Here is a 24,615-nt window from a genome sequence, read left to right on the forward strand (position 1 = left end):
GCCTTGAAGCTGGTGATACTGGACCGCGACGGAGTCATCAATGAAGACTCCGACGCCTACATCAAGTCGGTGCAGGAATGGATTCCCATCCCCGGGTCCATCGACGCCATCGCGCAGTTGAGCAAGGCCGGCTGGACGGTTGCCGTGGCAACCAACCAGTCGGGCATTGCCCGCGGTTACTACGACCTGGCCACCCTCGACGCCATGCATGCGCGCCTGCGCACGCTGGTGGCGGAGCAGGGTGGCGAAGTCGGGCTGATCGTCTATTGTCCCCATGGTCCGGACGAGGGTTGCGCCTGCCGCAAACCGCGCCCGGGCATGCTGCAGGCCATTGCCGCGCACTACCAGGCCGACCTGGCCGGTGTGTGGTTCGTGGGTGACAGCAAGGGTGACCTGGAGGCTGCGTTGGCCGTCGACTCTCAACCTGTTTTGGTGAAAACCGGAAAAGGCTGCAAGACCCTGGACAAGGGCTTGCCCGAGGGGACGCTGATTTTCGATGATCTGGCTGCTGTAGCCAGAGCACTTATCCACACCTAGGGCGCCGTTGAATCCCTGAACACTGCCGCACCACCGGATGGCGCGGCAGGCTTGGGTCGATTCGAAGGCGCGCTTCTAACAGGCGGGTTCGCCCGCAACGGTACAAGCCGCTATGTCGATACTGCAGGCGATCCGCATTTTCGTCTTCTACTTGCTGTTGGGCACCAGCTCGCTGCTGTGGTGCACCCTGAGCTTCTTCGTTGCTCCCTTTCTCAAGTTTCCGGCCCGCTACCGTTTCATCAACGTGTACTGGTGCCGCTGCGCGCTGTTCCTGACCCGCACTATCCTCAACATCCAGGTGAAGGTCACCGGTGCCGAGCACGTGCCGGCGCAACGCTGCGTGATCGTCTCCAACCACCAGAGCACATGGGAAACCTTTTTCCTCTCTGCATATTTCCAGCCCTTGAGCCAGGTGCTCAAGCGCGAACTGCTGTACGTGCCGTTCTTCGGCTGGGCGATGGCCATGCTGCGGCCTATCGCCATTGACCGCGACAACCCCAAGGCGGCCCTCAAGGTCGTTGCCAGCAAGGGCGACGAGCTGCTGAAGGACAACGTCTGGGTGCTGATTTTCCCCGAGGGCACCCGCGTGCCGTTCGGCCAGATCGGCAAGTTCTCGCGCAGCGGCTCGGCCCTGGCGGTGAACGCCGAGCTGCCGGTACTGCCCATTGCCCACAACGCCGGCAAGTTCTGGCCCAAGGAAGGCTGGGGCAAGCGCGCCGGCACCATCGAGGTGGTGATTGGCGAGCCGATGTACGCCAACGGCACCGGACCGCGGGCCATTGCCGAGCTGAACGATCGTGTGGCGGCGTGGAACGAAGCCACCCAGCGGGCGCTGGGTTCGCTGCCGGAAAACCCGGAAGTCAAAGACACGCCGGCCGTCGGCTGATCTGTGGATAACTTGTGTACAGTATTTTGATATTTTTCCAAAAGCGTTCGTAAGTGATTAATTTAAAAGCTTATTTCGACACGCGATGGCGCAATGCAAAACGTGCATAAGTTTTTCGAGGCATAAAAAAACCGGCGTTGATCGCCGGTTTTTTCATGCCTGTGGTTTACACCTTGTCCAGGTCCACGCCGCGGGTTTCCTTGAGGCAGAAAATCCCCACTATCAGGCTCACGCCCGTCACCAGCACCGGGTACCAGAGCCCGTAGAAGATATCCCCGGTGTACACCACCAGCGCGAACGACACCGTGGGCAGGAACCCGCCGAACCAGCCGTTGCCGATGTGGTAGGGCAGCGACAGCGAGGTGTAGCGGATGCGCGTGGGGAACAGTTCGACCATCACCGCCGCCAGCGGCCCGTAGGTCATGGTGGCGATCAGGATCATGGCCACGATCAGCAGCACCACCATGGGCTGGTTCACCAGGCTGGGGTCGGCTTTCGCCGGGTAGCCGGCGGCCGTCACGGCGGCGCGCATGGCGGCCTCGTCGTAGCCGTCGATGCGCTTGTCACCGATGGTCACCACCACCGGGCTCGCCGCATCGGCCGGCGCGGACGAGTAGGGCAGGCCCTGCTTCACCAGGAACGTCTTGACCTTGTCGCAGGGGCTGTCGAAGCGTGCCTTGCCCACCGGGTCGAACTGGAAGGTGCAGCCCTTGGGGTCCGCCATCACGGTGATCGGCGCCTGGCGGCTGGCCTGGTCGATCTGCGGGTTGGCGTAGTGGCTCAGGGCCTTGAACAGCGGAAAGTACAGCACGGTGGCCAGCAACAGGCCGGTCATCAGGATCGGCTTGCGGCCGATGCGGTCGGACAGCCAGCCACAGATCACGAAGAACGGCGCGCCAATGATCACGCTGATGATCAGCAGGCTGTTGGCCTGGTTGGGGTCCATCTTCAGCATCTGGGTCATGAAGAACAGCACGTAGAACTGCGCGCAGTAGAAGGTCACCGCCTGCCCGGCGTTGATGCTGAACAGGGCCGTGAAGACGATCTTGAGGTTCTGCCAGGAGCCGAACGACTCCTTGATGGGCGATGTGCTGGCCTTGCCTTCGGCCTTCATGCGGGCGAAGGTTGGCGACTCATGCAGGCTCATGCGGATCCAGGTGGAGACGCCCAGCAGGATGATCGACAGCAGGAACGGCAGGCGCCAGCCCCAGGTCTCGAAAGCGTCGCCAGTCAGGTAGCGGCAACCCAGCACCACCAGCAGGGACAGCAACAGCCCCAGGGTGGCCGTGGACTGAATCCAGCCGGTGTGCAGGCCGCGTTTGTCTTTTGGGGCATGTTCAGCCACGTAGGTGGCAGCGCCACCGTATTCACCCCCCAGTGCCAGCCCCTGGAGCATGCGCAGGCACACCAGGATGATGGGCGCGGCGATGCCGATGCTGGCGTAGGTGGGCAACAGCCCGACGGCGAAGGTGGACAGGCCCATCAGCACGATGGTCATGAGGAAGGTGTACTTGCGCCCGATCATGTCCCCCAGCCGGCCAAACACCAGCGCACCGAACGGGCGCACCAGGAAACCTGCGGCGAAGGCCATCAAGGCGAAGATGAAGGCGGTGGTCTCATTGACCCCGGCGAAGAACTGCTTGCTGATGACCGCCGCCAGGGCGCCGTAGAGAAAAAAGTCGTACCACTCGAACACCGTCCCCAGGGACGACGCAAAGATGATCTTGCGATCTTCGCTGGCTGTAGTCGGCACGACCCCCGCGCCCTGACCCTGTATGTAGTCCGCCATAGTCTTGGTCCTTCCCGCCCTGAGGGCACAGTGATTATTGTTGTTGTCCACTGTCGATGGCCGCGGACTGCGGCGGCCATCGCCGTTCCCGGCCTGTCAGGCGACAGGCTGGGCAATTTGCCTGGTTCTATCCTCCGCACGCGGGGTGCCTTGCAGAATCATCTGCGCGGCCTTTTCCGCGATCATCAAGGTGGGAGTGCAGGTGTTGCCTGACACTATCTCGGGCATGATCGAGGCATCCACCACGCGCAGGCCTTCGATACCGTGCACGCGCAGGGTGGCATCCACCACGTCCTGGGGGCCGTTGCCCATGCGGCAGGTGCCCACCGGATGAAATATAGTCGTACCGATGGCACTTGCCGCCTGTTGCAGCTGTTCTTCGCTTTCCAGCTGCGGCCCCGGCAGGTATTCGGCGGGGCTGAAGATGCGCAGGGCAGGGGCGTCGACGATGCGCCGGGTAAGCCGGATGGCCTGGGCGGCGACGCGCAGGTCTTCCGGGTGGCTGAGGTAGTTGGGGTCGATGATGGGCGCATCGTCCGGGCTGGCCGAGCTGATATCCACGCGCCCGCGGCTCTTGGGCCGCAGGTTGCACACCGAGGCGGTAAACGCCGGGAAGCTGTGCAAGGGCTCGCCGAAGCGGTCCAGGGACAGCGGCTGCACGTGGTATTCGAGGTTGGCGCTGGGCTGCTGCGGGTCGGACTTGATGAACGCGCCCAGCTGGCTGGGCGCCATGGCCAGCGGCCCGCTGCGGTCATACAGGTAGCGCACGCCCATGCCGAACTTGCCCCACAGGCTGTTGGCCACCTGGTTGAGAGTACGGGTGTTGCTGACCTTGTAGATCAGCCGCAGCTGCAGATGGTCCTGCAGGTTGCCGCCCACGCCGGGCAGCTCGTGCTGCACCGTTATCCCCAGGCGCTCGAGCAGCGGGCGGGGGCCGATGCCGGAACGCTGGAGGATGCCCGGCGAGCCAATCGCCCCTGCACACAGCAGTATCTCCTTGCGGGCTGTGTATAACTGCGCCAAGCCTGCATGGCGGGCATGCACTGCGGTGGCCCGGCCGTTATCCACAGCCAGGCGGTCCACCTGCACGCCGGTGAGCACCGTCAGGTTGGCGCGCTTGAGCGCGGGCCGCAGGAAGGCCTTGGCAGAGTTCCAGCGAATGCCCGAGCGCTGGTTGACCTGAAAATATCCACAGCCCTGGTTATCCCCGGTGTTGAAGTCATCCACGCTCTCCACGCCGCACTGGGCAGCCGCGCTGCGGAAGGCATCGAGAATCGGCCAGCGGTAGCGCTGCAGCTCGACGCGCCATTCGCCCTTGCCGCCATGGGCAGCGGAGTCGCCAGCGTAGTGCTGTTCGCTCTGGCGAAACAGCGGCAGCACGTCCTGCCAGCCCCAGCCGGCGTTGCCCTGGGCCGCCCAGCCGTCGTAGTCGCTGGCCTGGCCACGCATGTAGATCATGCCGTTGATGGACGAGCAGCCGCCCAGCACCTTGCCCCGTGGATAACTCAGGGCGCGGCCATCAAGGCCGGGCTGCGGCTGGGTCTTGAAGCACCAGTCAGTGCGCGGGTTGCCGATGCAGAACAGGTAGCCGACGGGGATGTGAATCCAGGGGTAATTGTCGCGCCCGCCGGCTTCCAGCAGCAGGACGGACACAGCGGGGTCGGCAGAAAGCCGATTGGCCAGCAGGCAACCTGCGGGGCCAGCGCCGACTATCACGTAGTCGTAGGCGCTTGGGGCTGATGGCATGGGGAACCTCGCACCGATTTTTATTCTTGTCTTCCCCCATGGTATTGATTAGCTTCGAGATGAAAACGCGAAATTTCACCCACCGGCTGTGCGTTTTTGAGCAACGGATGAATGCCCATGTTCGATTGGAACGACCTGCGGTTTTTTCTCGAATTGCACCGCAGCGGCCGCCTGCTGACCGCCGCCAAGCGCCTGAACACTACCCACAGCACGGTGGCACGGCACATCGAGGCCATCGAGCAGAGCCTGGGCAACGCGCTGTTCGTGCAGCACGCCCAGGGCTATGAGCTGACCCCCGCCGGCCAGGCGCTGCTCAAGCACGCCGAGGCCATGGAAAACGTCGCGCTGCTGGCCCAGGAAGAGATGACCCAGCCGATGATGCCGCTGGGCAAGATCCGCCTGGGGGTGACCGAAGGCATCGGCATCATGTTCCTTACCCCGCGCCTGGGCGGCCTGTTCGAGCGCTACCCGGGGCTGGAAGTGGAACTGGTGGCGGTGCCGCGCTTCGTCAGCATCCTCAACCGCGAAGCGGAGATCAGCATTCACCTGGACCGGCCCTCGGCCGACCTGTTGATAACCCGCAAGCTCACCGATTACCGCCTGGCGTTGTACGCCAGCCCCGCCTACCTGCAGCGGGCCCCCGTGCTGGTGAACCGCGAAGACCTCGCCGGCCATGACTGGATCGGCTATGTGGACGACCTGCTGTTCAGCCAGGAACTGCTGTTCCTCAACAGCTTCTGCCGCGCGCCCAACGTGGTGTTCCGCAGCACCAGCGTGATTGCCCAACAGCAGGCGGCGAGGGCGGGCCTGGGCGTGGCGGTGCTGCCCATGTACATGGCCGAGGAGGACCCGGCGCTGGTGCGGGTGGTACCAACGGAGACCATCCAGCGCAGCTACTGGATGAGCACCCGCCGCGAGCTGCACAAGTCAGTGCGGCTGCGGGTGGTATGGGACTACCTGCTGCAGTTGTGCGCGGCCGAGCAGGCACAGCTGCTCAACCGCGGGTGAAGGCTTACTGGAACACCCGGTAGACGCCCAGCGAGAACGACAGCAGGCCCAACCCCAACAGGACGATGCCTGGGGCGCAATCGAGCAGGCGGCGCACCCGGCGGTAGCGGTCCAGGCGCCGTGACAGCAGGCTGTAGGCAATCAGGATCGAGACGTCGATGGCCGCCCAGATCAGGATCAGCGCCGCCGCCTGCACGGTGAAGGGCTCGTGGGGCGAAATGAAACCCGGCAGGAAGGCCAGGAAGAACAGGATGTCCTTGGGGTTGGACAGGCCCACGCCCATGGTCTTCCAGAAGCCGTAGCCCTTGCTGGAGCATTGCACCGACTCCGACGAACTGCTGACCAGCGCATTGCCACCCAACCACGCCAGGTACACGCCGCCCAGGATCTGCCCCCAGTTCAGCACCGCGGCGTTGATGTGCAAGGTGGTGTAGATCGCCACCAGCGCGCACACCAGCAGCACTTGCGCCGACACCACGCCGCCGGCGATGGTCCACGCCGGCCAGGCGCGTCGCGCATCGGCGATGACCATGGCGACAATGGGGCCGGGCGAGGCAATCAACAGCAGCACGGCCAGGGCAAAGGAGAGGTAGGTGGTGCTCATAGTCAGATTACCAGGTCGAAGACACGCTGGTTGGTGCCCAGCATCTCGGTGTAGTGGTGTTGCCCGGTGATAGCGAAGGTGCGCTGTATCCAGCGGTCGCTCCCGTCGAGCAGGGCGGTGAAGGGGCTGCGCGCGTGGGCGGTCTTGCGGTTGTCGATGATCAGCAGGTCGCCGGTGGCCAGCTTGACCGGCTGCTTCACTTCCCAGGCAATGTTGTGCAGGTGCTGCAGCTGGGCCTGGGCCTGCTCGCTGCGCGCCACCATGAACTGTGGGTCGAAGCGGAAGTAGGGGGCGTTGGGGTCACCGTAGAAAATCGTCTGGTGCTTGCCGATGTCGATGCGGCAGTTCTTCTCGGTGGCGCTGTAGTCGGACAGGAAGTTGTAGGGCTCGTCCAGGAAGAAGGCGGTCTCTGCATGGGTGAGGTGCGCCAGCATGTTGTCGATGGACGTGACATAGGTAATCGCCTCGCCCAGCGGGTCCTGGCGCAGGCACAACAGCAGCAGGTAATCGGGCTGCACCGGATGGAAGGCGTTCTCGGTGTGCAGGTCCAGCTCGGTGTCGTAGCTGTCGGAGCTGGCAGCCTTGGAATGCGCCTGGTGAGGAAAGAAGTTGTTGATGATGGCGCCCTTGGATTCCTGCGGGTAACCAATCGCCTGGCCCAGCAGTGATGTGGCTTGCAGCAGGCACTGTTCGCTGGCATCGTCGGGCTTGGCCAACGCATCGCGGCTGGTCGGGGTGGCCGGAATCTGGCCGATGGGCAGGTCTTGCAGGTGCAGGTAGCCGGCCTGGTTGCCGAAAACCCTGAAGTTGAGGATTTGCGCGATCTGTTCCTGACTCAATCCCCCACTGGTTATGCTCGCGGCCAGCAGCTCATCAATGTTGGTATTTGGCATGACTTCGTTCTCTTGATCCATTGGCAGTCCAGGTCACCTCCTTTCTCCTGAAGTGGGTGGGGCATCCCTTGGAGCCGATCAGAGTAGGGGGGCGGCCATGGCCTTGAAAAACGGATAAAGTGTCCGGGTTGCATGAGCAAAAATCATGGTTAAGGAAAGTGTCATGACTTCGCGGCTACCCCCGCTGTATGCCCTGCGAGCCTTTGAAGTCGCGGCGCGCTATGGATCGTTCACCGTTGCGGCACAAAACCTGTGCATTACCCAGAGTGCGGTGAGCCGCCACGTGAAAACCCTCGAGGACCACCTGGGCTCCCCGTTGTTCGAACGCAAGGGCCCCAAGCTGGCGCTGACCGACACCGGCCGGCTGCTGGCCCACGAACTGGAGCGCAGCTTCAACGCCATCGAGAACGCCTGCGCCACTGCCCGCCGCCCCAAGGGCACCTTGCGGGTAAAGGCCCCCTCCACCATCACCATGCGCTGGCTGATGAGCACGCTGGAAAGCTTCCAGGCCGACAACGTCGCCGACCGGGTGCAGCTCACCAGCGCCTGGATGGACCTGGACACCGTGGACTTCCGCAACGAGCCGTTCGACTGCGCCGTGCTGCTGAGCAACGGCGACTTCCCCAAGGACTGGAACTTCATCAAGCTGTTCGATGAATGGCTGGTGCCGGTCTGTGCGCCGTCGGTGTACCGCAAGGGCCCCTGGAACATCGAGCACCTGGGCATGGCCGAACTCATCCACCCCTCGCGCGACTGCCGCGACTGGCGCCGCTGGCTGGAACGGCAGGGGCAGGGCGACGCCGTGGACTGGAACGAAGGCAAGCGCTTCGACACCCTGGAACTGGGCATGACCGCGGCGGCGGGCGGGCACGGGGTATCGATCGGCGACCTGGCGCTGGTGGGGCCACAGTTGAAAGATGGCTCGCTGGTGCTGCCCATCCCCACTGCGGTGAAGACGGGGGACAGCTATTACCTGATCTGGTCGCAGCGTAATCCGGAGCATTACCTGCTGGAGCGGGTGCGGGATTATTTGTTGGCGAACGTGCCCATGATCGAAACCAGAAATATACAGATGCTGGATTAAAAGACTATCCACAGTTGTCGGTAATGCGGCTCAGTCGATGGCTTTTTGTCTCTTCCGCGCCTCGATCTGCTTGATGCTCTTTGCAGGCGTGGGCAAATCTTCAGGCATGGTGCCTCCGAGCTCGGCGATGGTCTCGCGTACTTTCCTGCTCGCCCCAGAGCCAATCGAGACCAATACGAGCGAGTCCTCGAAATGGTCATCGACCTCATAGCCGCTGCCAGCACACGCATCCATCGCACGCGCCAACACCGCCTGAAAATGTCGAAACTCGGAGTAATCGAGCAGCTTGGACAAGCTTCTCGCGGACCAATACTCAGCGCCGTTATCGTCCAGCTGCCTGTGCTGCTCGAATGACTGATGCTGATCGTCCATTGCTTTTACCCCTGATTCATCAATTGCGCGGAGTGGGCAAAACAGCCCAGGTAGGAACCAATGATTCTAAAATAAAAAGCCCCGGCATAATGGCCGGGGCTCGTCTTTGGGGGCGATATCAGGTCGCCCTTTTGTGACATTTGATGTGCTTGAGTACCAGGATCAGAAGTCCAGGTTCGAGACCGCCAAGGCGTTGTTCTCGATGAACTCGCGACGCGGCTCGACCGCATCGCCCATCAGGGTGTTGAAGATCTGATCGGCAGCGATCGCGTCTTCGATGGTCACCTTGAGCATGCGGCGCACGGTTGGGTCCATGGTGGTTTCCCACAGCTGGTCCGGGTTCATCTCACCCAGCCCTTTGTAGCGCTGGATGGTGTGGCGCTTGGTGCTCTCGGTCATCAGCCACTCGAGGGCTTCCTTGAACTCCACCACCGGCTTCTTGCGTTCGCCACGCTGCACGTAGGCACCTTCGTCCAGCAGGGTCGCCAGTTGCGCGCCCAGTGCGGTGACGGTGCGGTAGTCGTTGCTGCCGAAGAAGTCGCGGTTGAAGGTGATGTAGCTCGCCAGGCCGTGGGAGGTGATTTCCACTTCCGGCAGCCACACGTTGCGTTCACGGTCTTCGCGCAGGCTGGCCTTGTAGACCAGGCCCGACTTCTCGCTGGTGCGCAGGCGCGCGTCGAACTTGGCCAGCCAGGCTTGCATGCCGGCGTGGTCGGACAGGTCTTCCAGCGACACCGCCGGCAGGTACACGAAGTGCTCGGTGAGCTCTTGCGGGTACAGGCGCGACAGGCGCTTGAGGGTCTTCATCACCATGCGGAAATCGTTGACCAGGCGCTCCAGCGCCGCGCCCGAGATACCCGGTGCCGAGTCGTTCAGGTGCAGGCTCGCGTCTTCCAGGGCCGACTGGGTCATGTACTCTTCCATGGCCTCGTCGTCCTTGATGTACTGCTCCTGCTTGCCCTTCTTGACCTTGTACAGCGGCGGCTGGGCGATGTAGATGTAGCCACGCTCGATCAGCTCGGGCAACTGGCGGAAGAAGAACGTCAACAGCAGCGTACGGATGTGCGAACCGTCGACGTCAGCATCGGTCATGATGATGATGTTGTGATAACGCAGCTTGTCGATGTTGTACTCTTCGCGGCCGATGCCGCAGCCCAGCGCGGTGATCAGCGTGCCCACTTCCTGGGACGAGATCATCTTGTCGAAGCGAGCTTTCTCGACGTTGAGGATCTTGCCTTTCAGCGGCAGGATCGCCTGGGTACGACGGTTGCGACCTTGCTTGGCCGAGCCACCTGCGGAGTCACCCTCCACCAGGTACAGTTCGGAGAGGGCAGGGTCCTTCTCCTGGCAGTCAGCCAGCTTGCCTGGCAGGCCGGCGATGTCCAGCGCGCCTTTGCGGCGGGTCATCTCGCGGGCCTTGCGCGCAGCTTCACGGGCACGGGCAGCGTCGATCATCTTGCCGACGACGGCCTTGGCCTCGTTGGGGTTTTCCAGCAGGAAGTCGGAGAAGTACTTGCCCATTTCCTGCTCGACCGCGGTCTTCACTTCGGAAGAAACCAGCTTGTCCTTGGTCTGCGAGCTGAACTTCGGATCAGGCACCTTCACCGAGATGATCGCGGTCAAACCTTCACGGGCGTCGTCGCCGGTGGTGGCTACCTTGTTCTTCTTGGCCAGGCCTTCCTGTTCGATGTAGTTGTTCAGGTTGCGCGTCAGCGCCGAACGGAAGCCCACCAGGTGGGTGCCACCGTCGCGCTGGGGAATGTTGTTGGTGAAGCACAACAGGTTCTCGTTGAAGCTGTCGTTCCACTGCAGGGCGATTTCCACGCCCACGCCGTCTTCGCGCTGCACGTTGAAGTGGAACACCTGGTTGACCGGGGTCTTGTTGGTGTTCAGGTATTCAACGAACGCGCGCAGGCCGCCTTCGTACTTGAAGGTCTCGTCCTTGCCCGAACGCTCGTCCTTCAGGTAGATGCCCACGCCCGAGTTCAGGAACGACAGTTCGCGAATGCGCTTGGCCAGGATGTCCCAGCTGAAGTGGATGTTCTTGAAGGTTTCAGCCGAAGGCTTGAAGTGGATCTGGGTACCGGTGGTTTCGCTGTCGCCCACGATCTTCATCGGTGCCTGTGGCACGCCATGCACGTAAGTCTGTTCCCAGATCTTGCCGCTGCGGCGCACGGTCAGCACCAGCGTCTCGGACAGGGCGTTCACCACGGACACACCTACACCGTGCAGGCCGCCGGAGACCTTGTACGAGTTGTCGTCGAACTTACCGCCGGCGTGCAGCACGGTCATGATGACCTCGGCTGCCGATACGCCTTCTTCTTTGTGCACATCAACCGGGATGCCGCGACCGTTGTCACGGACGGTGATGGATTCGTCAGGATGGATAATGACGGTGATGTCGTCGCAGTGGCCGGCCAAGGCTTCGTCGATGGAGTTGTCGACGACCTCGAACACCATGTGGTGCAGACCGCTACCATCATCGGTGTCGCCAATGTACATACCGGGACGTTTGCGTACGGCATCCAGCCCTTTCAGCACTTTAATGCTGGAGGAATCGTACGTTTGATTTTCGCTCATGCCTTCACTCCCGATGGTCGTGGGTCTGGGTGATACGGCCCTGTTCCACGTGGAACAAAGCGACTGGCGTTTCCGTCTGCCAGCCTTCCCTCAATAATTCGTGGTCTACACAGGTGATGAACACCTGGCAGCGTAATTCTTCAAGCAAGCGGCAAAGCGCGCGGCGGTGTTGCTCGTCGAGTTCTGACGGCAGGTCGTCCACAAGATAAATACATTGACCGCGGCGTGCCTGGCTGACGAGATGCCCCTGGGCAATACGCAACGCGCACACCACCAGCTTCTGCTGGCCACGGGAAAGGATATCCGCAGCGTTGTGGGCGCCCAGTCGCAAGCGCAAATCAGCGCGTTGCGGTCCAGCCTGGGTGTGGCCCATCTGTTGGTCACGAAGCAGGGAAGTACCGAGCACCTCGGAGAGGTCCCGCTCCTTGTCCCAGCCGCGGTAGTAACTGAGGGTCAAACCTTCCAGCTCGACGAGCTCACTGAGGGTCTGCTCAAACACCGGCTTCAATGCCTTGATATAGGCCCGGCGGTATTCATCAATTTCAGCACTGGCCAGGCATAACTCCCGGTCCCATGCAGCTTGCGAAGCAGCGTCCAGTGTACCATGCCGCAGCCATGAGTTTCTTTGCTTCAGGGCCTTCTGCAGTCTTTGCCACGTGGCCATGAAGCGCGGTTCCACGTGGAACACACCCCAGTCCAAGAACTGCCGGCGTATTTTTGGAGCCCCTTCCAACAGGCGAAAACTGTCCGGGTTGATCAGTTGCAACGGCAGTATTTCTGCCAACTGCGCCGCACTGCGGGCGTTCTGCCCGTCGATCCGAATGGTGAAATCGCCTTGCCGCTCCCGCGAGACACCCAGCGCGGCGTGGCCGCCTTCGTTCAATTCGACCTGGCCGAACACCGTGCAAGCGCCTTGCTCGTACTGGATGACGGGTAACAGCCGTGTGCTGCGGAACGAACGCGCCAGCCCCAATAGGTGGATGGCTTCCAGCACGCTGGTCTTGCCACTGCCATTGGTGCCGTACAGGATGTTGATGCGGGGGGAGGGGGAGAAGGTCACCGGGTGCAGGTTACGCACCGCGGTGACAGAGACACGACTGAGGGACATTAGAGTCTGCTGGGCAAGTTACAGGCGCATCGGCATGACGACGTACGCGGAGTCATCGTTGTCCGATTCCTGTACCAGCGCACTGCTGTTGGAGTCGGACAGGATCAGACGCACTTGCTCAGTGGTCATCACGCCCAGCACGTCCAGCAGGTAGCTGACGTTGAAGCCGATTTCCAGCGAACCACCGTTGTAGTCCACGCCCACTTCTTCTTCCGCTTCTTCCTGCTCAGGGTTGTTGGCCTGGATCTTCAGCTGGCCGGCGGCCAGTTGCAGACGGATGCCACGGTACTTCTCGTTGGACAGGATCGCGGTACGGCTGAACGCTTCACGCAGGGCCTGACGGTCGCCCAGCACCAGCTTGTCACCGCCTTTTGGCAGCACGCGCTCGTAGTCGGGGAACTTGCCATCGACCAGCTTGGAGGTGAAGGTGAACTCGCCGGTGGTAGCACGGATGTGGTGCTGGCCCAGGACGATGCTGACGGTGCCATCCGGCTCGGTCAGCAGGCGCGCCAGCTCAAGGATACCCTTGCGCGGCACGATGACCTGGTGGCGGCCGTCATGGGTGATGTCGGCTTTCATCGAGCACATGGCCAGGCGGTGGCCGTCGGTGGCCACGGCGCGCATCAGGCCATTGGACACTTCCAGCAGCATGCCGTTGAGGTAGTAGCGCACGTCCTGCTGGGCCATGGCGAAGCTGGTGCGCTCGATCAGGCGGCGCAGGCGGCTTTGTTCCAGGCTGCAGGTCAGCGAGCCCGGACCTTCTTCAACAGTCGGGAAGTCGTTGGCCGGCAGGGTCGACAGGGTGAAACGGCTGCGACCGGCCTTGACCACCAGCTTCTGCTCGTCGACCTTGATGTCGATGAGCGCGTCGTTGGGCAAGCTCTTGCAGATGTCCATCAGCTTGCGCGCAGGCACGGTGATTTCGCCCTGCTCGGCAGGCTCTTCCAGTTGCACGCGGCCAACCAGTTCGACTTCAAGGTCGGTACCGGTGAGCGACAGCTGCTGGCCTTCGACCACCAGCAGTACGTTGGACAATACCGGCAAGGTCTGGCGGCGCTCGACGACGCCCGCGACCAGTTGCAGGGGTTTCAACAGGGCTTCGCGTTGAATGGTGAAATGCATGGTCTAGTCCCTTGCCTTTAATAAGCTGCGCTGACGTTCATCAAGTAGTCAGCGTCCGCAGCAGGTTCTTGTAGTCCTCGCGGATATCCGCGTCGGATTCCTTGAGTTCGTTGATCTTGCGGCAGGCGTGCAACACGGTGGTGTGGTCGCGGCCGCCAAACACATCGCCGATTTCCGGCAGGCTGTGGTTGGTCAGTTCCTTGGACAGGGCCATGGCTACCTGACGCGGGCGGGCCACCGAACGCGAGCGGCGCTTGGACAGCAGATCAGAAATCTTGATCTTGTAGTACTCGGCCACGGTGCGCTGGATGTTATCCACACTCACCAGCTTGTCCTGCAGCGCCAGCAAGTCCTTGAGCGATTCACGAATCAGCTCGATGGTGATGTCACGCCCCATGAAGTGCGAGTGGGCGATGACGCGCTTGAGCGCTCCTTCCAGCTCACGCACGTTGGAACGGATACGCTGGGCAATGAAGAACGCCGCGTCGTGCGGCAGCTCGACTTTGGCCTGGTCTGCCTTCTTCATCAGAATGGCGACACGGGTTTCCAGTTCCGGCGGCTCGACGGCCACCGTCAGGCCCCAGCCGAAGCGGGACTTGAGACGCTCTTCCAGGCCTTCGATTTCCTTGGGGTAGCGGTCGCTGGTGAGGATCACCTGCTGGCCGCCTTCAAGAAGGGCGTTGAAGGTGTGGAAGAACTCTTCCTGGGAACGCTCCTTGCGGGCAAAGAACTGAATGTCGTCGATGAGCAGCGCGTCCACCGAACGGTAGAAGCGCTTGAACTCGTTGATCGCGTTCAGCTGCAGGGCCTTGACCATGTCGGCGACGAAACGCTCGGAGTGCAGGTACACGACCTTGGCATTGGGGTTCTTCTTGAGCAGGTGGTTACCCACGGCGTGCATCAAGTGAGTCTTACCCAAACCTACGCCCCCATAAAGGAAGAGCGGGTTGTAGCCATGCTTGGGGTTGTCGGCAACCTGCCAGGCGGCCGCACGGGCCAGCTGGTTGGACTTACCTTCGACGAAGTTCTCGAACGTGAACGTGCGGTTCAGGTAGCTGGTGTGCTTGAGCGCACCTTCTACCTGGACGTTGCGCTGTTCCGCGCGCACGGGTGCCTGCTGCGAAGCGGCGCCGGCCATCGAGTCGAAGCTGTCACGCGAAGGCTCTTCGCTGACGCTGGCCACGGCGGCGGGCGCAACTGCAGGTTCCTGAACCGGAGCGGCGACGGGCGCGGGTTGCTGCTGCGCCGCCTGCGAGGCGGCCACGGCGGCGGCCAACGGTGCGTTGGGGGCGGCACGAGGCGCCGAGCTGCGACGGCTGCCTATTAATAAGGAGAGCGCCGGCGCGATTCCGCTGCCGTGCTCGCCCAGGAGTTCAAGCAGGCGTCCCAGGTACTTTTCATTGACCCAGTCCAGCACAAAGCGATTGGGCGCATACACACGCAACTCGTCGCCTTCGGCTTCGACCTGTAGCGGACGGATCCAGGTGTTGAATTGCTGGGCAGGCAGTTCATCGCGCAGAAGCTCCACGCACTGCTGCCAAAGTTCCACTGACACGGATATCCCCTGAGTTGAAAGCCGGAGAGGCAAAAAACGATCCCCATTGTACCGGCGCCGAGCACACTTATCCACATGTAGGTGGGGTGTACATAGAGGCAAATCAGCACGTGCACGAAGAAAAATAGTTTTGCCGGGCTGTGAATAAACTCTGTGGATAACCACCACTGAGCTTTCTGCACAAGTGGGGGTCGAAAACTGTGCATAACTCGCCTGTGTATAAGTACGCCTTTCATGCACAGCTTTTCCGAGGTCACAGCACAGCCGCAGCACCGCTTCTCGACAGGGTTACCATTCCCTGTATGCTACGTAAACAAAGGCGTGCAGGGTGTTATCCACAGAAAGGTGCGTGCTTAAGTTCTATAAGCTCTTCAAAAAAGCTTTAAATACGCTCCTTCTTATTTTTATGTTTACCGCGGGTTTTGCCAGTCAGACCGACGGTCATGCCTATGTAAAGGAAAAGCTGGTTGGAAATTGACCTGAGGCCTTGCTTTCACTAGAATCGCCGGTCTCTTAAAACGGGGACCATTCCGGCCCGTTGTGGACGAACCAGGTAACACGCCATGAAACGTACTTTCCAACCCAGCACCATCAAACGCGCCCGCACCCACGGCTTCCGTGCTCGCATGGCCACCAAAAACGGCCGTGCCGTTCTGTCGCGTCGCCGTGCCAAAGGCCGTGCGCGTCTGGCAGTTTGATCACTCGGCACTGGGGGTGAGTCAGGACTACAGTCGGGAAAAGCGTCTTCTGACAGCCCGACACTTCAAAGCGGTCTTTGACTCCCCAACCGGCAAGGTTCCAGGGAAAAACCTGCTGCTCCTTGCGCGCGAAAACGAGCTCGATCACCCTCGTCTGGGGTTAGTGATCGGGAAAAAGAGCGTCAAGCTCTCCGTTCAGCGCAACCGACTCAAACGCTTGATGCGCGACTCGTTCCGCCTGCACCAGGACCTCCTGGTTGGCTGGGATATCGTCATCGTCGCGCGGAAAGGTTTGGGTGACGTCGAAAACCCGGAACTGCACCAGCATTTTGGCAAGCTCTGGAAGCGACTAGCCCGCAGTCGGCCCGCCCCAGCAGTGAAGACCGAAACTGAAGGGGTAGACAGTCAAGATGCGTAAACTGGCCATCGTTCCGATCCAGTTTTACCGCTATGCCATCAGCCCTTTGATGGGCAATCACTGTCGTTTCTACCCCAGTTGTTCCTGCTACGCGCTGGAAGCCATCGAAATCCATGGACTCCTACGCGGCAGCTGGCTGACCCTACGTCGTCTGGGTCGTTGCCACCCCTGGCACGCCGGTGGTCTTGACCCGGTTCCGCCAGCCCCATCTCCCCGTAATTCTTCGATAGCCGAGTAATCATGGATATTAAACGCACGATCCTGATCGCCGCCCTGGCAGTCGTGTCCTACTCCATGGTCCTGAAATGGAACCAGGACTATGGTCAGGCTGCCTTGCCGACTCAGAATGTTGCTACCAGCACTGGCGCATCGGATTTGCCCGAAGCCCCGTTGGCTAACAATGCTCAAGCGAGTGCCGACGTACCCAGCGCCCCTTCTGCCAACGCGCCCGCGCCAACCCTGGCCCCGGATGCCGGCAGCAAGAACCTGATCCGCATCAAGACCGATGTCCTGGATCTGGCTATCGATCCAAACGGGGGCGACATCGCCCAGTTGACCTTGCCGGAATACCCGCGCCGCCAGGACCATCCTGACGTGCCGTTCCAGCTGTTCGACAACGGCGGCGAGCGCACCTACCTGGCCCAGAGCGGCCTGGTCGGCACCGACGGCCCAGACTCGCGTTCCACCGGTCGCCCGCTGTACAGCACCGAACAGAAGAGCTACCAACTGGCTGACGGCCAGAACGAGCTGGTCGTGGACCTGAAGTTCTCGTCCAATGGCGTCAACTACATCAAGCGCTTCACCCTGGACCGCGGCGAGTACGACCTGAAGGTCAGCTACCTGATCGACAACCAGGGCACCACGCCGTGGTCGGGCAACCTGTTCGCACAACTCAAGCGTGACAACAGCGCCGACCCATCGTCGAGCACCGCCACCGGCACCGCGACCTACCTGGGCGCCGCCCTGGGTACTCCGGCCGAGCCCTACAAGAAGATATCGATGAAAGATATCGACAAGGGCAACCTGAAGGAAACCGTTCAGGGTGGTTGGGTAGCCTGGCTGCAGCACTACTTCGTCACGGCGTGGATTCCGAACCATTCGGACAACAACGCCATGTCGACCCGCAAGGACAGCGCTGGCAACTACATCATCGGCTTCACTGGCCCGACCCTGACCGCCGCACCTGGCGCCAAGGTGGAAACCAGCGCCGTGCTGTACGCAGGTCCGAAGATCCAGGACAAGCTGAAAGAGCTGGCGCCTGGCCTGGAACTGACCGTCGACTACGGCATCCTGTGGTTCATTGCCCAGCCGATCTTCTGGCTGCTGAAACATATCCACATGCTGCTGGGCAACTGGGGCTTCTCGATCATCGTCCTGACCCTGATGATCAAGCTGCTGTTCTTCCCCCTGTCGGCTGCCAGCTACAAGTCGATGGCGCGCATGCGTGCCGTGGCCCCGCGCCTGGCCCAGCTGAAGGAACAGTTCGGCGATGACCGTCAGAAACTGTCCCAGGCCATGATGGAGCTGTACAAGAAAGAGAAGATCAACCCGCTGGGTGGCTGCCTGCCGATCGTGGTGCAGATGCCGGTCTTCCTGTCGCTGTACTGGGTACTGCTGGAAAGCGTCGAGATGCGCCAGGCGCCTTGGCTGCTGTGGATCACCGACCTGTCGATCAAGGACCCGTTCTTCATCCTGCCGATCATCATGGGCGCGACCATGTTCATCCAGCAGCGCCTGAACCCGACGCCGCCGGATCCGATGCAGGCCAAGGTGATGAAGCTGATGCCGATCGTCTTCACCTTCTTCTTCCTGTGGTTCCCTGCAGGTCTGGTGATGTACTGGGTGACCAACAACACCCTGTCGATCCTGCAACAGTGGTACATCACTCGTGGTATCGAGGCGAAAAGCAAGAAAGCTGCCGCCTGAACAGGTTGATCATCTAACCTGTGGATAAACGCCCCATTCGTGGGGCGTTTTGCTATCTGTCGATTTATTGAGGCCTGCCCCATGAACACTCCCCGTGAAACCATTGCCGCCATCGCCACCGCCCAGGGCCGCGGCGGCGTGGGTATCGTGCGCATTTCCGGGCCACTGGCCAGCGCCGCGGCGCAAGCCATCGCCGGCCGCCAGCTGACCCCGCGCCATGCCCACTACGGGCCCATGCGCACCGCTGACGGCGAGGTGATCGATGAAGGCCTGGCGCTGTATTTCCCGGGCCCCAACTCGTTCACCGGCGAAGACGTGTTGGAACTGCAGGGCCACGGCGGTCCGGTGGTGCTGGACATGCTGTTGCAGCGCTGCCTGGAGCTGGGTTGCCGCCTGGCGCGGCCGGGGGAGTTCAGTGAGCGCGCGTTCCTCAACGACAAGCTCGACCTGGCCCAGGCCGAAGCCATCGCCGACCTGATCGAGGCCAGCTCTGCCCAGGCCGCGCGCAACGCCGTGCGCTCCCTGCAGGGTGCGTTCTCCCGCCGTGTGGACAACCTCACCGAGAAACTCATCGCCCTGCGTATCTACGTGGAGGCGGCCATCGATTTCCCGGAGGAGGAAATCGACTTCCTCGCTGATGGCCATGTGCTGAGCATGCTCGACGACGTGCGCGACAACTTGTCCACAGTGATGCGCGAAGCCGGGCAGGGCGCGTTGCTGCGCGACGGCATGACGGTGGTCATCGCTGGCCGCCCGAACGCTGGCAAGTCCAGCCTGCTGAACCTGCTGGCAGGCCGCGAAGCCGCCATCGTCACCGACATCGCCGGCACCACCCGGGATATCCTGCGCGAACATATCCACATCGACGGCATGCCGTTGCACGTGGTCGACACCGCAGGCCTACGTGACACCGATGACCAGGTGGAAAAGATTGGCGTGGAACGAGCGCTCAAGGCCATCGGCGAGGCTGACCGCGTGCTGCTGGTGGTGGACGCCAGCGCCCCCGAAGCCAATGACCCGTTCGCCCTCTGGCCGGAATTTCTCGAAACCCGCCCGGACATGGCCAAGGTCACCCTGATCCGCAACAAGGCTGACCTCACCGGTGAGGCTGTGGATATGCAGCAAAGCGCCGACGGCCACGTGACCATCAGCCTCAGCGCCAAGGATGAAGGCCAGGGCCTGGACCTGCTGCGCGAGCACCTGAAGGCGTGCATGGGGTATGAACAGACCGCCGAAAGCAGCTTCAGCGCCCGCCGCCGGCACCTGGACGCCCTGCGCCATGCCAGCCAGGCCCTGGAGCACGGCCGTAGCCAGCTGACCCTGGCGGGCGCCGGTGAACTGCTGGCAGAGGATTTGCGCCAGGCCCAGCATTCCCTGGGTGAGATCACCGGTGCCTTCAGCTCCGACGACCTGCTGGGCCGGATCTTCTCGAGTTTTTGTATCGGGAAGTAACCGTCACTGCGCTGTGGATAACTGAAAGCTCATCACCGTGCCACTGGGCGTGCCCGCGCCCAGTTGGATATCACTGCCATGCAGCTGCAGCATGCGCTTGACGATAATCAGCCCCAGCCCGCCGCTTTCCGGCGAGCTGCGCGACATGGCCGAGGCACGGGTGAACAACCCCGCACGCAATTCAGGGGCGATGCCCTTGCCCGTATCGATGATCGCCACCTGGACCTCCGCCGCCTGGCCCAACAGGCGCACGATGATCCGTGTGCCCGGCGGGTTGTGACGGATGGCATTGTCCAGCAGGTTGGTCAGCACTCGTTCGATCATCCCCAGGTCGGCATTCACTGCCGGCAACGCCTGGGGCATGTCTACCTCCAGGCGTTGCTGGCGTGCCTCGGCCGCCAGTTCGAACTTCTGCAACACATCCTGCACCAGGTCGGGCAGGGCAAAGGTCTCTGCCTGTGGATGAACCAGCCCTGACTCCAGCCGCGCCAGCTCGAACAACTCCTGCGCCAGCCGCCCGACCTTGCGGCTTTGCCCCAGAGCCACGTCCAGGTAATGACGGCGCTCCTCGGCGCTGAGGCTCTCATCTTTGATTCGCAATGTTTCCAGATACCCATGCAACGAAGTCAGGGGCGTGCGCAGGTCATGGGAAATGTTGGCCACCAGGTCGCGGCGCTGTTGATCCTGGCGGGTCAATTCCTGCCATTGCTCGGCGATGCGCTGGCCCATCTGGGCAAACGCTGCGCTGAGCACGCCGATCTCATCACCTTTATCCACAGGCTGGGCGGTGAGAGCCGCGGCCTTGTGGCCGTTGGCGTCGAACTCACGCACAGTCTGCGTCAGCGCTTTCAACGGGCGCGTGATGAGCCGGAACGCCACCAGGCCCATGATCAGGCTCAGCAATACCATGAAACACATTGTCCACAGGGCCACGCGCAACGTTGAGTCCCGGGCGAGTGCGGCAGCCAGGGCATCGTGCGCTTCGCCCTGCAGCACCACGTACACATACCCACCGTCGCGGCCGCCCACCTGCACCGGCGCGGCGCTGAATACTTTATCCACAGCCAGGTTGCGCGGGTCCTGGCCCAGCACGGGCAGGGCCGCCCCCTCCAGAAACTTATGCACAGGGCCAAGATCCACGGTTTTGCGCTTGAGGTTATCGTCCGGGGCGCCGTTGCCGACGATCCTGCCGTCCCTGGATAGCAGGTACAGCTCGACCGAGGGGTTCACCGCCATCAGCTTGTCGAACAGCTCATGCACCGCCTCCGGGCGCCAGCCGCTGGCATCCATGAGCTGCGCGGTGCCGGCGATGTGCGCCGCCAGGCCGCTGGACAGGCGCTGCACCACTTCCTGCTCATGCCGCGTGCTGGCGCTAATCTGCAACCAGATGGCCACGCCACTGCACGCCAGCAGCAGTGCAGCGAATACCAGCGACAGGCGCTGGCTGAGGGACAGGAACTTCACGAGGTGGCCTCCGCAGCCGCCGGTGTAGCAGCGAACTTGTAGCCGCGCCCCCATACCGTGAGGATGCGCCGCGGGGCTGCCGGGTCTTCCTCGATCTTGGTGCGCAGGCGGTTGATGTGGGTATTCACCGTGTGTTCATAGCCATCATGTTGATAACCCCACACCTCGTTGAGCAGGTCCATGCGCGAAAACACCTGGTCGGGGTGGCGAGCGAAGAAATACAGCAGGTCGAACTCCCGTGGCGTCAGGCCCAGGGCCTTGCCGTCGAGGCTGATTTCCCGGGCTACCGGGTCGATGCTCAAGCCATGAGTTATCAACAGGCCCGATTCCAGCCGCGCGTTGCGCGCCATGGCATCGGTGCGGCGCAGCAGGGCACGCACCCGCGCCACCAGTTCGAGCATCGAGAACGGCTTGGCCAGGTAGTCGTCGGCGCCCAACTCAAGGCCAAGGATGCGGTGCATCTCGCTGGACCGCGCGCTGGTGATGATGATCGGCGTGTAGCGCGCCATGGCCCGGGCGCGCTTGCAGATCTCCAGGCCGTCGATGCCCGGCAGCATCAGGTCGAGCACCAGGGCATCCCACTGGCCTTCCTCGAGCATGCGCACGCCCAGGTTGCCGTCGGCGGCGTGTTCCACCACGTAGCCTTCGTCGCGCAGGTGCAGGCGCAGCAAATCGGCGATGTGGGCGTCGTCCTCGACGATGAGCACGCGTTTTGGCCTTTCCATATGCAGTTATCCCCAGGCAGCTGATAGCTCATTGTGGCGAAAAAACCGCGCCGCAGTTATCACATTTAATTTAACTCTGCGTGAGGACTTGGCGACCGGGCGCCACCAACAATGGCCCCCATTACCTTTGCTACCTGGAGCCCGCCATGGCCCGCACAGCAACCCTGCAGCGTTATTCCAGCCACCCCGGCTGGCTGCGCCTGACCCATTGGTTGAACGCACTGGCGGTGCTGGTCATGGTCACCAGCGGCTGGCGCATCTTCAACGCCTCGCCGTTCTTCGACTTCAGCTTCCCGGCTGCCCTGACCCTGGGTGGTTGGCTGGGCGGGGCACTGCAATGGCACTTCGCGGGCATGTGGCTGCTGTTTCTCAATGGCGTGTTGTACCTGATGCTCAACATCGCCACCGGTCGTTTGTTCACGCGCTTTTTTCCGCTGTCGCCCCGTGGCGTCCTCCAGGATTTATCCACAGCGCTGCGCGGCAAGCTCGCCCACGATGACCTCAGCCACTACAACCAGGTGCAACGGCTGGCCTATCTGTTCGCGATTGTCGATATCGCCCTGTTGATAATGTCCGGGCTGGTGCTGTGGAAGTCCGTGCAGTTTGGCCTGCTGCGCGAGTTGCTGGGCGGCTACGAGGCTGCGCGCCGCGTGCATTTCATCGCCATGGCCCTGCTGATGGCCTTCGTGGCGGTGCACCTGGTGATGGTAGCCGTGGTGCCGCGCACCCTGCTGCTGATGATTACCGGCAAAGGGGGCAAGGCATCATGACTGTGGATAAATCCATCCTCGATGAAGCACGCAAGCTGCTGGCGCCGCGTATCCATGACCTCAGCCGGCGCAAATTCCTGGTGCGCAGCCTGACCCTGGGCGGGGTGGCCATGCTCAGCGGCTGCAATATCAGCGACGACAAGCACGTGGAAAGTGCATTGGCGGGTATGTCGCGCTTCAACGACCGGGTCCAAGGCTGGCTGTTCGACCCCAAGGCGCTGGCGCCGGTGTACGACGAGGCAATGATCACCCGGCCATTCCCGTTCAACGCGTTCTACGGCGAGGACGAAGCCCCCAGCGTGGAAGCGGCGAGCTACCGCCTGGAGGTCACCGGCCTTGTGGCGGACAAGCGCAGCTGGCGCCTTGAAGAGCTGCGCGCCATGGCCCAGGTCGACCAGATCACCCGGCATATCTGCGTGGAAGGCTGGAGCGCCATCGGCCGCTGGGGCGGTGTGCGCTTCAGCGACTTCCTGCAACGGGTAGGCGCCGACACCAGCGCCCGCTTCGTCGGCTTCAAATGCGCCGACGACTATTACACCAGCATCGACATGGCCACCGCCCTGCACCCGCAGACGCTGCTGGCGCTGACCTACGACGGCCAGACCCTGCCGCGCCAGTACGGCTTCCCGATGAAGCTGCGCATGCCCACCAAGCTTGGCTACAAGAACCCCAAGCATATCCAGGCGATCTTTGTCACCAACACCTACCCCGGCGGCTACTGGGAGGACCAGGGCTACAACTGGTTCGGCGGCAGCTGACGGCTCGTTATCCACAGCACGGCATCCGCGGTGCTTTCAACCCACGCGACAAGGAGCACTACCATGAAAAAAATATCCACAGTCGTACTGACCATGTGCCTGGCACTGGGCACTGCTGGCGCCTACGCGGCAGACACCATGAGCAGCGGTTCCATGAGCAACGACAGCATGTCCAGCGGCTCGATGTCCAAGGACGCCATGAGCAAGGACAGCATGAAGAAAGACACCACCATGAAGAAGGATGCCATGACCAAGGACAGCATGAAAAAGGATGCAATGAAGAAAGACAGCATGTCCAAGGATGGGATGAGCAAGGATTCCATGAGCAAGGATCAGTGAGCTGACGGGGCGCCGGCGCGGTTATCCACACCCCGGCTGGCGCTCCTTCGTTGGAGACTGCGATGAAAGCGATTTTCCGTAGCGTGCTGGCCGCCGCCATCTTGTCCACAGCCGCCTGTGCCCAGGCGGCCGAGTCGGCCGTGGTCATCGACCCACCCAAGGTCGATGAGAGCACAAAAACTGTCCACAGCGAGACCGCGGTATTCGCCGGCGGCTGCTTCTGGGGCGTGCAGGGCGTATTCGAACATGTGAAAGGGGTGAGCCAGGCGGTGTCCGGCTATGCCGGGGGGCTGGCGCGTACCGCCCACTATGAAGAGGTAGGCTCGGGCGAGACTGGCCACGCCGAGTCGGTAAAGGTGACCTATGACCCCACGCAGATCACCTACGGGCAACTGCTGCAGATCTACTTCTCGGTAGCCCACGACCCGACCCAGCTCAACCGCCAGGGCCCGGACAGCGGCACTCAGTACCGTTCCACCATCTTTGTCGCCGATGCCGAGCAACGTCAGGTGGCCCAGGCCTACATCGCCCAGCTGGATGCGGCCCACGCCTTTGGCAAACCGCTGGCCACCACGGTGGAAAACCTCAATGGCTTCTTTCCGGCCGAGGCCTACCACCAGGACTACCTGGTGCAGAACCCCGGCAGCTTCTACATCATGGTCAACGACCAGCCAAAGATTGCCAACCTGGCCAAGCTGTTCGCCAATCGCTACCGCGAGGACCCGGTGCTGGTCAGCCGCTAGCCCGGTTATCCACCTGTGGATGAAATACCAGCCGCCTT

General features: G+C 62.1%; 24 protein-coding genes. 13 read left to right on the forward strand and 11 right to left on the reverse strand.

Translation table 11 applies throughout. The features are described 5' to 3' along the window. Positions 1–3 precede the first annotated feature (3 nt). Together gmhB and ACWKWX_RS18465 are read left to right on the forward strand one after the other, a co-directional pair. Positions 4–537, forward strand: coding sequence for a D-glycero-beta-D-manno-heptose 1,7-bisphosphate 7-phosphatase (gmhB, locus tag ACWKWX_RS18460; protein WP_473004975.1), 534 nt, complete (start codon positions 4–6; stop codon positions 535–537). A gap of 112 nt (positions 538–649) precedes the next feature. Further along, a complete protein-coding gene (locus ACWKWX_RS18465) occupies positions 650–1,423 on the forward strand; it encodes a lysophospholipid acyltransferase family protein (protein ID WP_416421669.1) in 774 nt (257 codons plus the stop codon). Positions 1,424–1,589: 166 nt separating this feature from the next. On the opposite strand, the gene ACWKWX_RS18470 is transcribed toward ACWKWX_RS18465, so the two are convergent. Both ACWKWX_RS18470 and ACWKWX_RS18475 read right to left on the reverse strand, forming a co-directional pair. Further along, positions 1,590–3,212 (reverse strand): MFS transporter, encoded by a 1,623-nt coding sequence (locus ACWKWX_RS18470; RefSeq protein ID WP_473004974.1) that lies wholly within the window; start codon positions 3,210–3,212, stop codon positions 1,590–1,592. Between the two features lie 96 nt (positions 3,213–3,308). Then, a complete protein-coding gene (locus ACWKWX_RS18475) occupies positions 3,309–4,958 on the reverse strand; it encodes a GMC family oxidoreductase (RefSeq protein WP_416421667.1) in 1,650 nt (549 codons plus the stop codon). Between the two features lie 117 nt (positions 4,959–5,075). Between ACWKWX_RS18475 and ACWKWX_RS18480 the strand changes: the two genes are divergently transcribed. Further along, a complete protein-coding gene (locus ACWKWX_RS18480) occupies positions 5,076–5,966 on the forward strand; it encodes a LysR family transcriptional regulator (protein ID WP_473004972.1) in 891 nt (296 codons plus the stop codon). Positions 5,967–5,970: 4 nt separating this feature from the next. Here ACWKWX_RS18480 and ACWKWX_RS18485 read toward each other — a convergent pair whose 3' ends face one another. Together ACWKWX_RS18485 and ACWKWX_RS18490 are read right to left on the reverse strand one after the other, a co-directional pair. Beyond that, complete coding sequence (locus tag ACWKWX_RS18485; RefSeq protein ID WP_416421665.1) at positions 5,971–6,570, reverse strand: LysE family translocator; 600 nt, start codon at positions 6,568–6,570, stop codon at positions 5,971–5,973. Positions 6,571–6,572: 2 nt separating this feature from the next. Beyond that, a complete protein-coding gene (locus ACWKWX_RS18490; protein ID WP_483828524.1) occupies positions 6,573–7,463 on the reverse strand; it encodes a TauD/TfdA family dioxygenase in 891 nt (296 codons plus the stop codon). A 163-nt stretch (positions 7,464–7,626) separates the two neighbouring features. Here ACWKWX_RS18490 and ACWKWX_RS18495 point away from each other — a divergent pair, with 163 nt between their 5' ends. Beyond that, positions 7,627–8,547 carry a LysR substrate-binding domain-containing protein gene (locus tag ACWKWX_RS18495; protein WP_483828525.1) on the forward strand — a complete coding sequence of 307 codons (921 nt, stop codon included), beginning with the start codon at positions 7,627–7,629 and terminating at the stop codon, positions 8,545–8,547. A gap of 30 nt (positions 8,548–8,577) precedes the next feature. Here the strand turns inward: ACWKWX_RS18495 and ACWKWX_RS18500 are convergent, their stop codons facing one another. From ACWKWX_RS18500 to dnaA, 5 genes are all read right to left on the reverse strand, one after another. Then, a complete protein-coding gene (locus tag ACWKWX_RS18500; RefSeq protein WP_473004970.1) occupies positions 8,578–8,919 on the reverse strand; it encodes a hypothetical protein in 342 nt (113 codons plus the stop codon). Positions 8,920–9,081: 162 nt separating this feature from the next. Continuing rightward, on the reverse strand, positions 9,082–11,499 hold the full coding sequence (gyrB, locus tag ACWKWX_RS18505) for a DNA topoisomerase (ATP-hydrolyzing) subunit B (RefSeq protein ID WP_416421662.1): 2,418 nt from the start codon (positions 11,497–11,499) through the stop codon (positions 9,082–9,084). Between the two features lie 4 nt (positions 11,500–11,503). Then, positions 11,504–12,607 carry a DNA replication/repair protein RecF gene (gene recF, locus ACWKWX_RS18510; RefSeq protein ID WP_476296639.1) on the reverse strand — a complete coding sequence of 368 codons (1,104 nt, stop codon included), beginning with the start codon at positions 12,605–12,607 and terminating at the stop codon, positions 11,504–11,506. 18 nt (positions 12,608–12,625) lie between these two features. Continuing rightward, positions 12,626–13,729 (reverse strand): DNA polymerase III subunit beta, encoded by a 1,104-nt coding sequence (gene dnaN, locus ACWKWX_RS18515; protein WP_027980937.1) that lies wholly within the window; start codon positions 13,727–13,729, stop codon positions 12,626–12,628. A 40-nt stretch (positions 13,730–13,769) separates the two neighbouring features. After that, the gene (gene dnaA / locus ACWKWX_RS18520; protein ID WP_416421659.1) at positions 13,770–15,284 is read right to left on the reverse strand and encodes a chromosomal replication initiator protein DnaA; all 1,515 of its coding nucleotides are present in this window, start codon (positions 15,282–15,284) and stop codon (positions 13,770–13,772) included. 563 nt (positions 15,285–15,847) lie between these two features. Between dnaA and rpmH the strand changes: the two genes are divergently transcribed. The 5 genes from rpmH to mnmE all read left to right on the forward strand — a co-directional run bounded on the left by rpmH (position 15,848) and on the right by mnmE (position 19,778). Continuing rightward, positions 15,848–15,982 carry a 50S ribosomal protein L34 gene (rpmH, locus tag ACWKWX_RS18525; RefSeq protein ID WP_003213577.1) on the forward strand — a complete coding sequence of 45 codons (135 nt, stop codon included), beginning with the start codon at positions 15,848–15,850 and terminating at the stop codon, positions 15,980–15,982. Between the two features lie 16 nt (positions 15,983–15,998). Continuing rightward, positions 15,999–16,400 carry a ribonuclease P protein component gene (gene rnpA, locus ACWKWX_RS18530; RefSeq protein WP_416421658.1) on the forward strand — a complete coding sequence of 134 codons (402 nt, stop codon included), beginning with the start codon at positions 15,999–16,001 and terminating at the stop codon, positions 16,398–16,400. After that, positions 16,393–16,638 carry a membrane protein insertion efficiency factor YidD gene (yidD, locus tag ACWKWX_RS18535; protein WP_416421657.1) on the forward strand — a complete coding sequence of 82 codons (246 nt, stop codon included), beginning with the start codon at positions 16,393–16,395 and terminating at the stop codon, positions 16,636–16,638. The genes rnpA and yidD overlap by 8 nt, the downstream gene beginning before the upstream one ends. 2 nt (positions 16,639–16,640) lie before the next feature. Then, entirely contained in the window at positions 16,641–18,326 is a 1,686-nt protein-coding gene (yidC, locus tag ACWKWX_RS18540; protein WP_416421656.1) for a membrane protein insertase YidC, read from the forward strand. Between the two features lie 81 nt (positions 18,327–18,407). Beyond that, on the forward strand, positions 18,408–19,778 hold the full coding sequence (gene mnmE, locus ACWKWX_RS18545) for a tRNA uridine-5-carboxymethylaminomethyl(34) synthesis GTPase MnmE (protein WP_416421655.1): 1,371 nt from the start codon (positions 18,408–18,410) through the stop codon (positions 19,776–19,778). 3 nt (positions 19,779–19,781) lie between these two features. Here mnmE and ACWKWX_RS18550 read toward each other — a convergent pair whose 3' ends face one another. Continuing rightward, positions 19,782–21,242 (reverse strand): sensor histidine kinase, encoded by a 1,461-nt coding sequence (locus ACWKWX_RS18550; protein ID WP_483828526.1) that lies wholly within the window; start codon positions 21,240–21,242, stop codon positions 19,782–19,784. Next, the gene (locus ACWKWX_RS18555; protein WP_416421653.1) at positions 21,239–21,967 is read right to left on the reverse strand and encodes a response regulator transcription factor; all 729 of its coding nucleotides are present in this window, start codon (positions 21,965–21,967) and stop codon (positions 21,239–21,241) included. Before ACWKWX_RS18555 ends, ACWKWX_RS18550 begins: the two co-directional genes overlap by 4 nt. Before the next feature lie 146 nt (positions 21,968–22,113). On the opposite strand from ACWKWX_RS18555, the gene ACWKWX_RS18560 reads away from it, so the two are divergent. The 4 genes from ACWKWX_RS18560 to msrA all read left to right on the forward strand — a co-directional run bounded on the left by ACWKWX_RS18560 (position 22,114) and on the right by msrA (position 24,577). After that, positions 22,114–22,737, forward strand: coding sequence for a cytochrome b/b6 domain-containing protein (locus ACWKWX_RS18560; RefSeq protein ID WP_483828527.1), 624 nt, complete (start codon positions 22,114–22,116; stop codon positions 22,735–22,737). After that, positions 22,734–23,495 (forward strand): molybdopterin-dependent oxidoreductase, encoded by a 762-nt coding sequence (locus ACWKWX_RS18565; protein ID WP_473004954.1) that lies wholly within the window; start codon positions 22,734–22,736, stop codon positions 23,493–23,495. The genes ACWKWX_RS18560 and ACWKWX_RS18565 overlap by 4 nt, the downstream gene beginning before the upstream one ends. Positions 23,496–23,558: 63 nt before the next feature. Next, positions 23,559–23,834 carry a pentapeptide MXKDX repeat protein gene (locus ACWKWX_RS18570; RefSeq protein ID WP_416421650.1) on the forward strand — a complete coding sequence of 92 codons (276 nt, stop codon included), beginning with the start codon at positions 23,559–23,561 and terminating at the stop codon, positions 23,832–23,834. 62 nt (positions 23,835–23,896) lie between these two features. Then, entirely contained in the window at positions 23,897–24,577 is a 681-nt protein-coding gene (msrA, locus tag ACWKWX_RS18575) for a peptide-methionine (S)-S-oxide reductase MsrA (protein WP_476296653.1), read from the forward strand. Positions 24,578–24,615: the final 38 nt, after the last annotated feature.

This window comes from Pseudomonas imperatae (genome assembly GCF_057128625.1).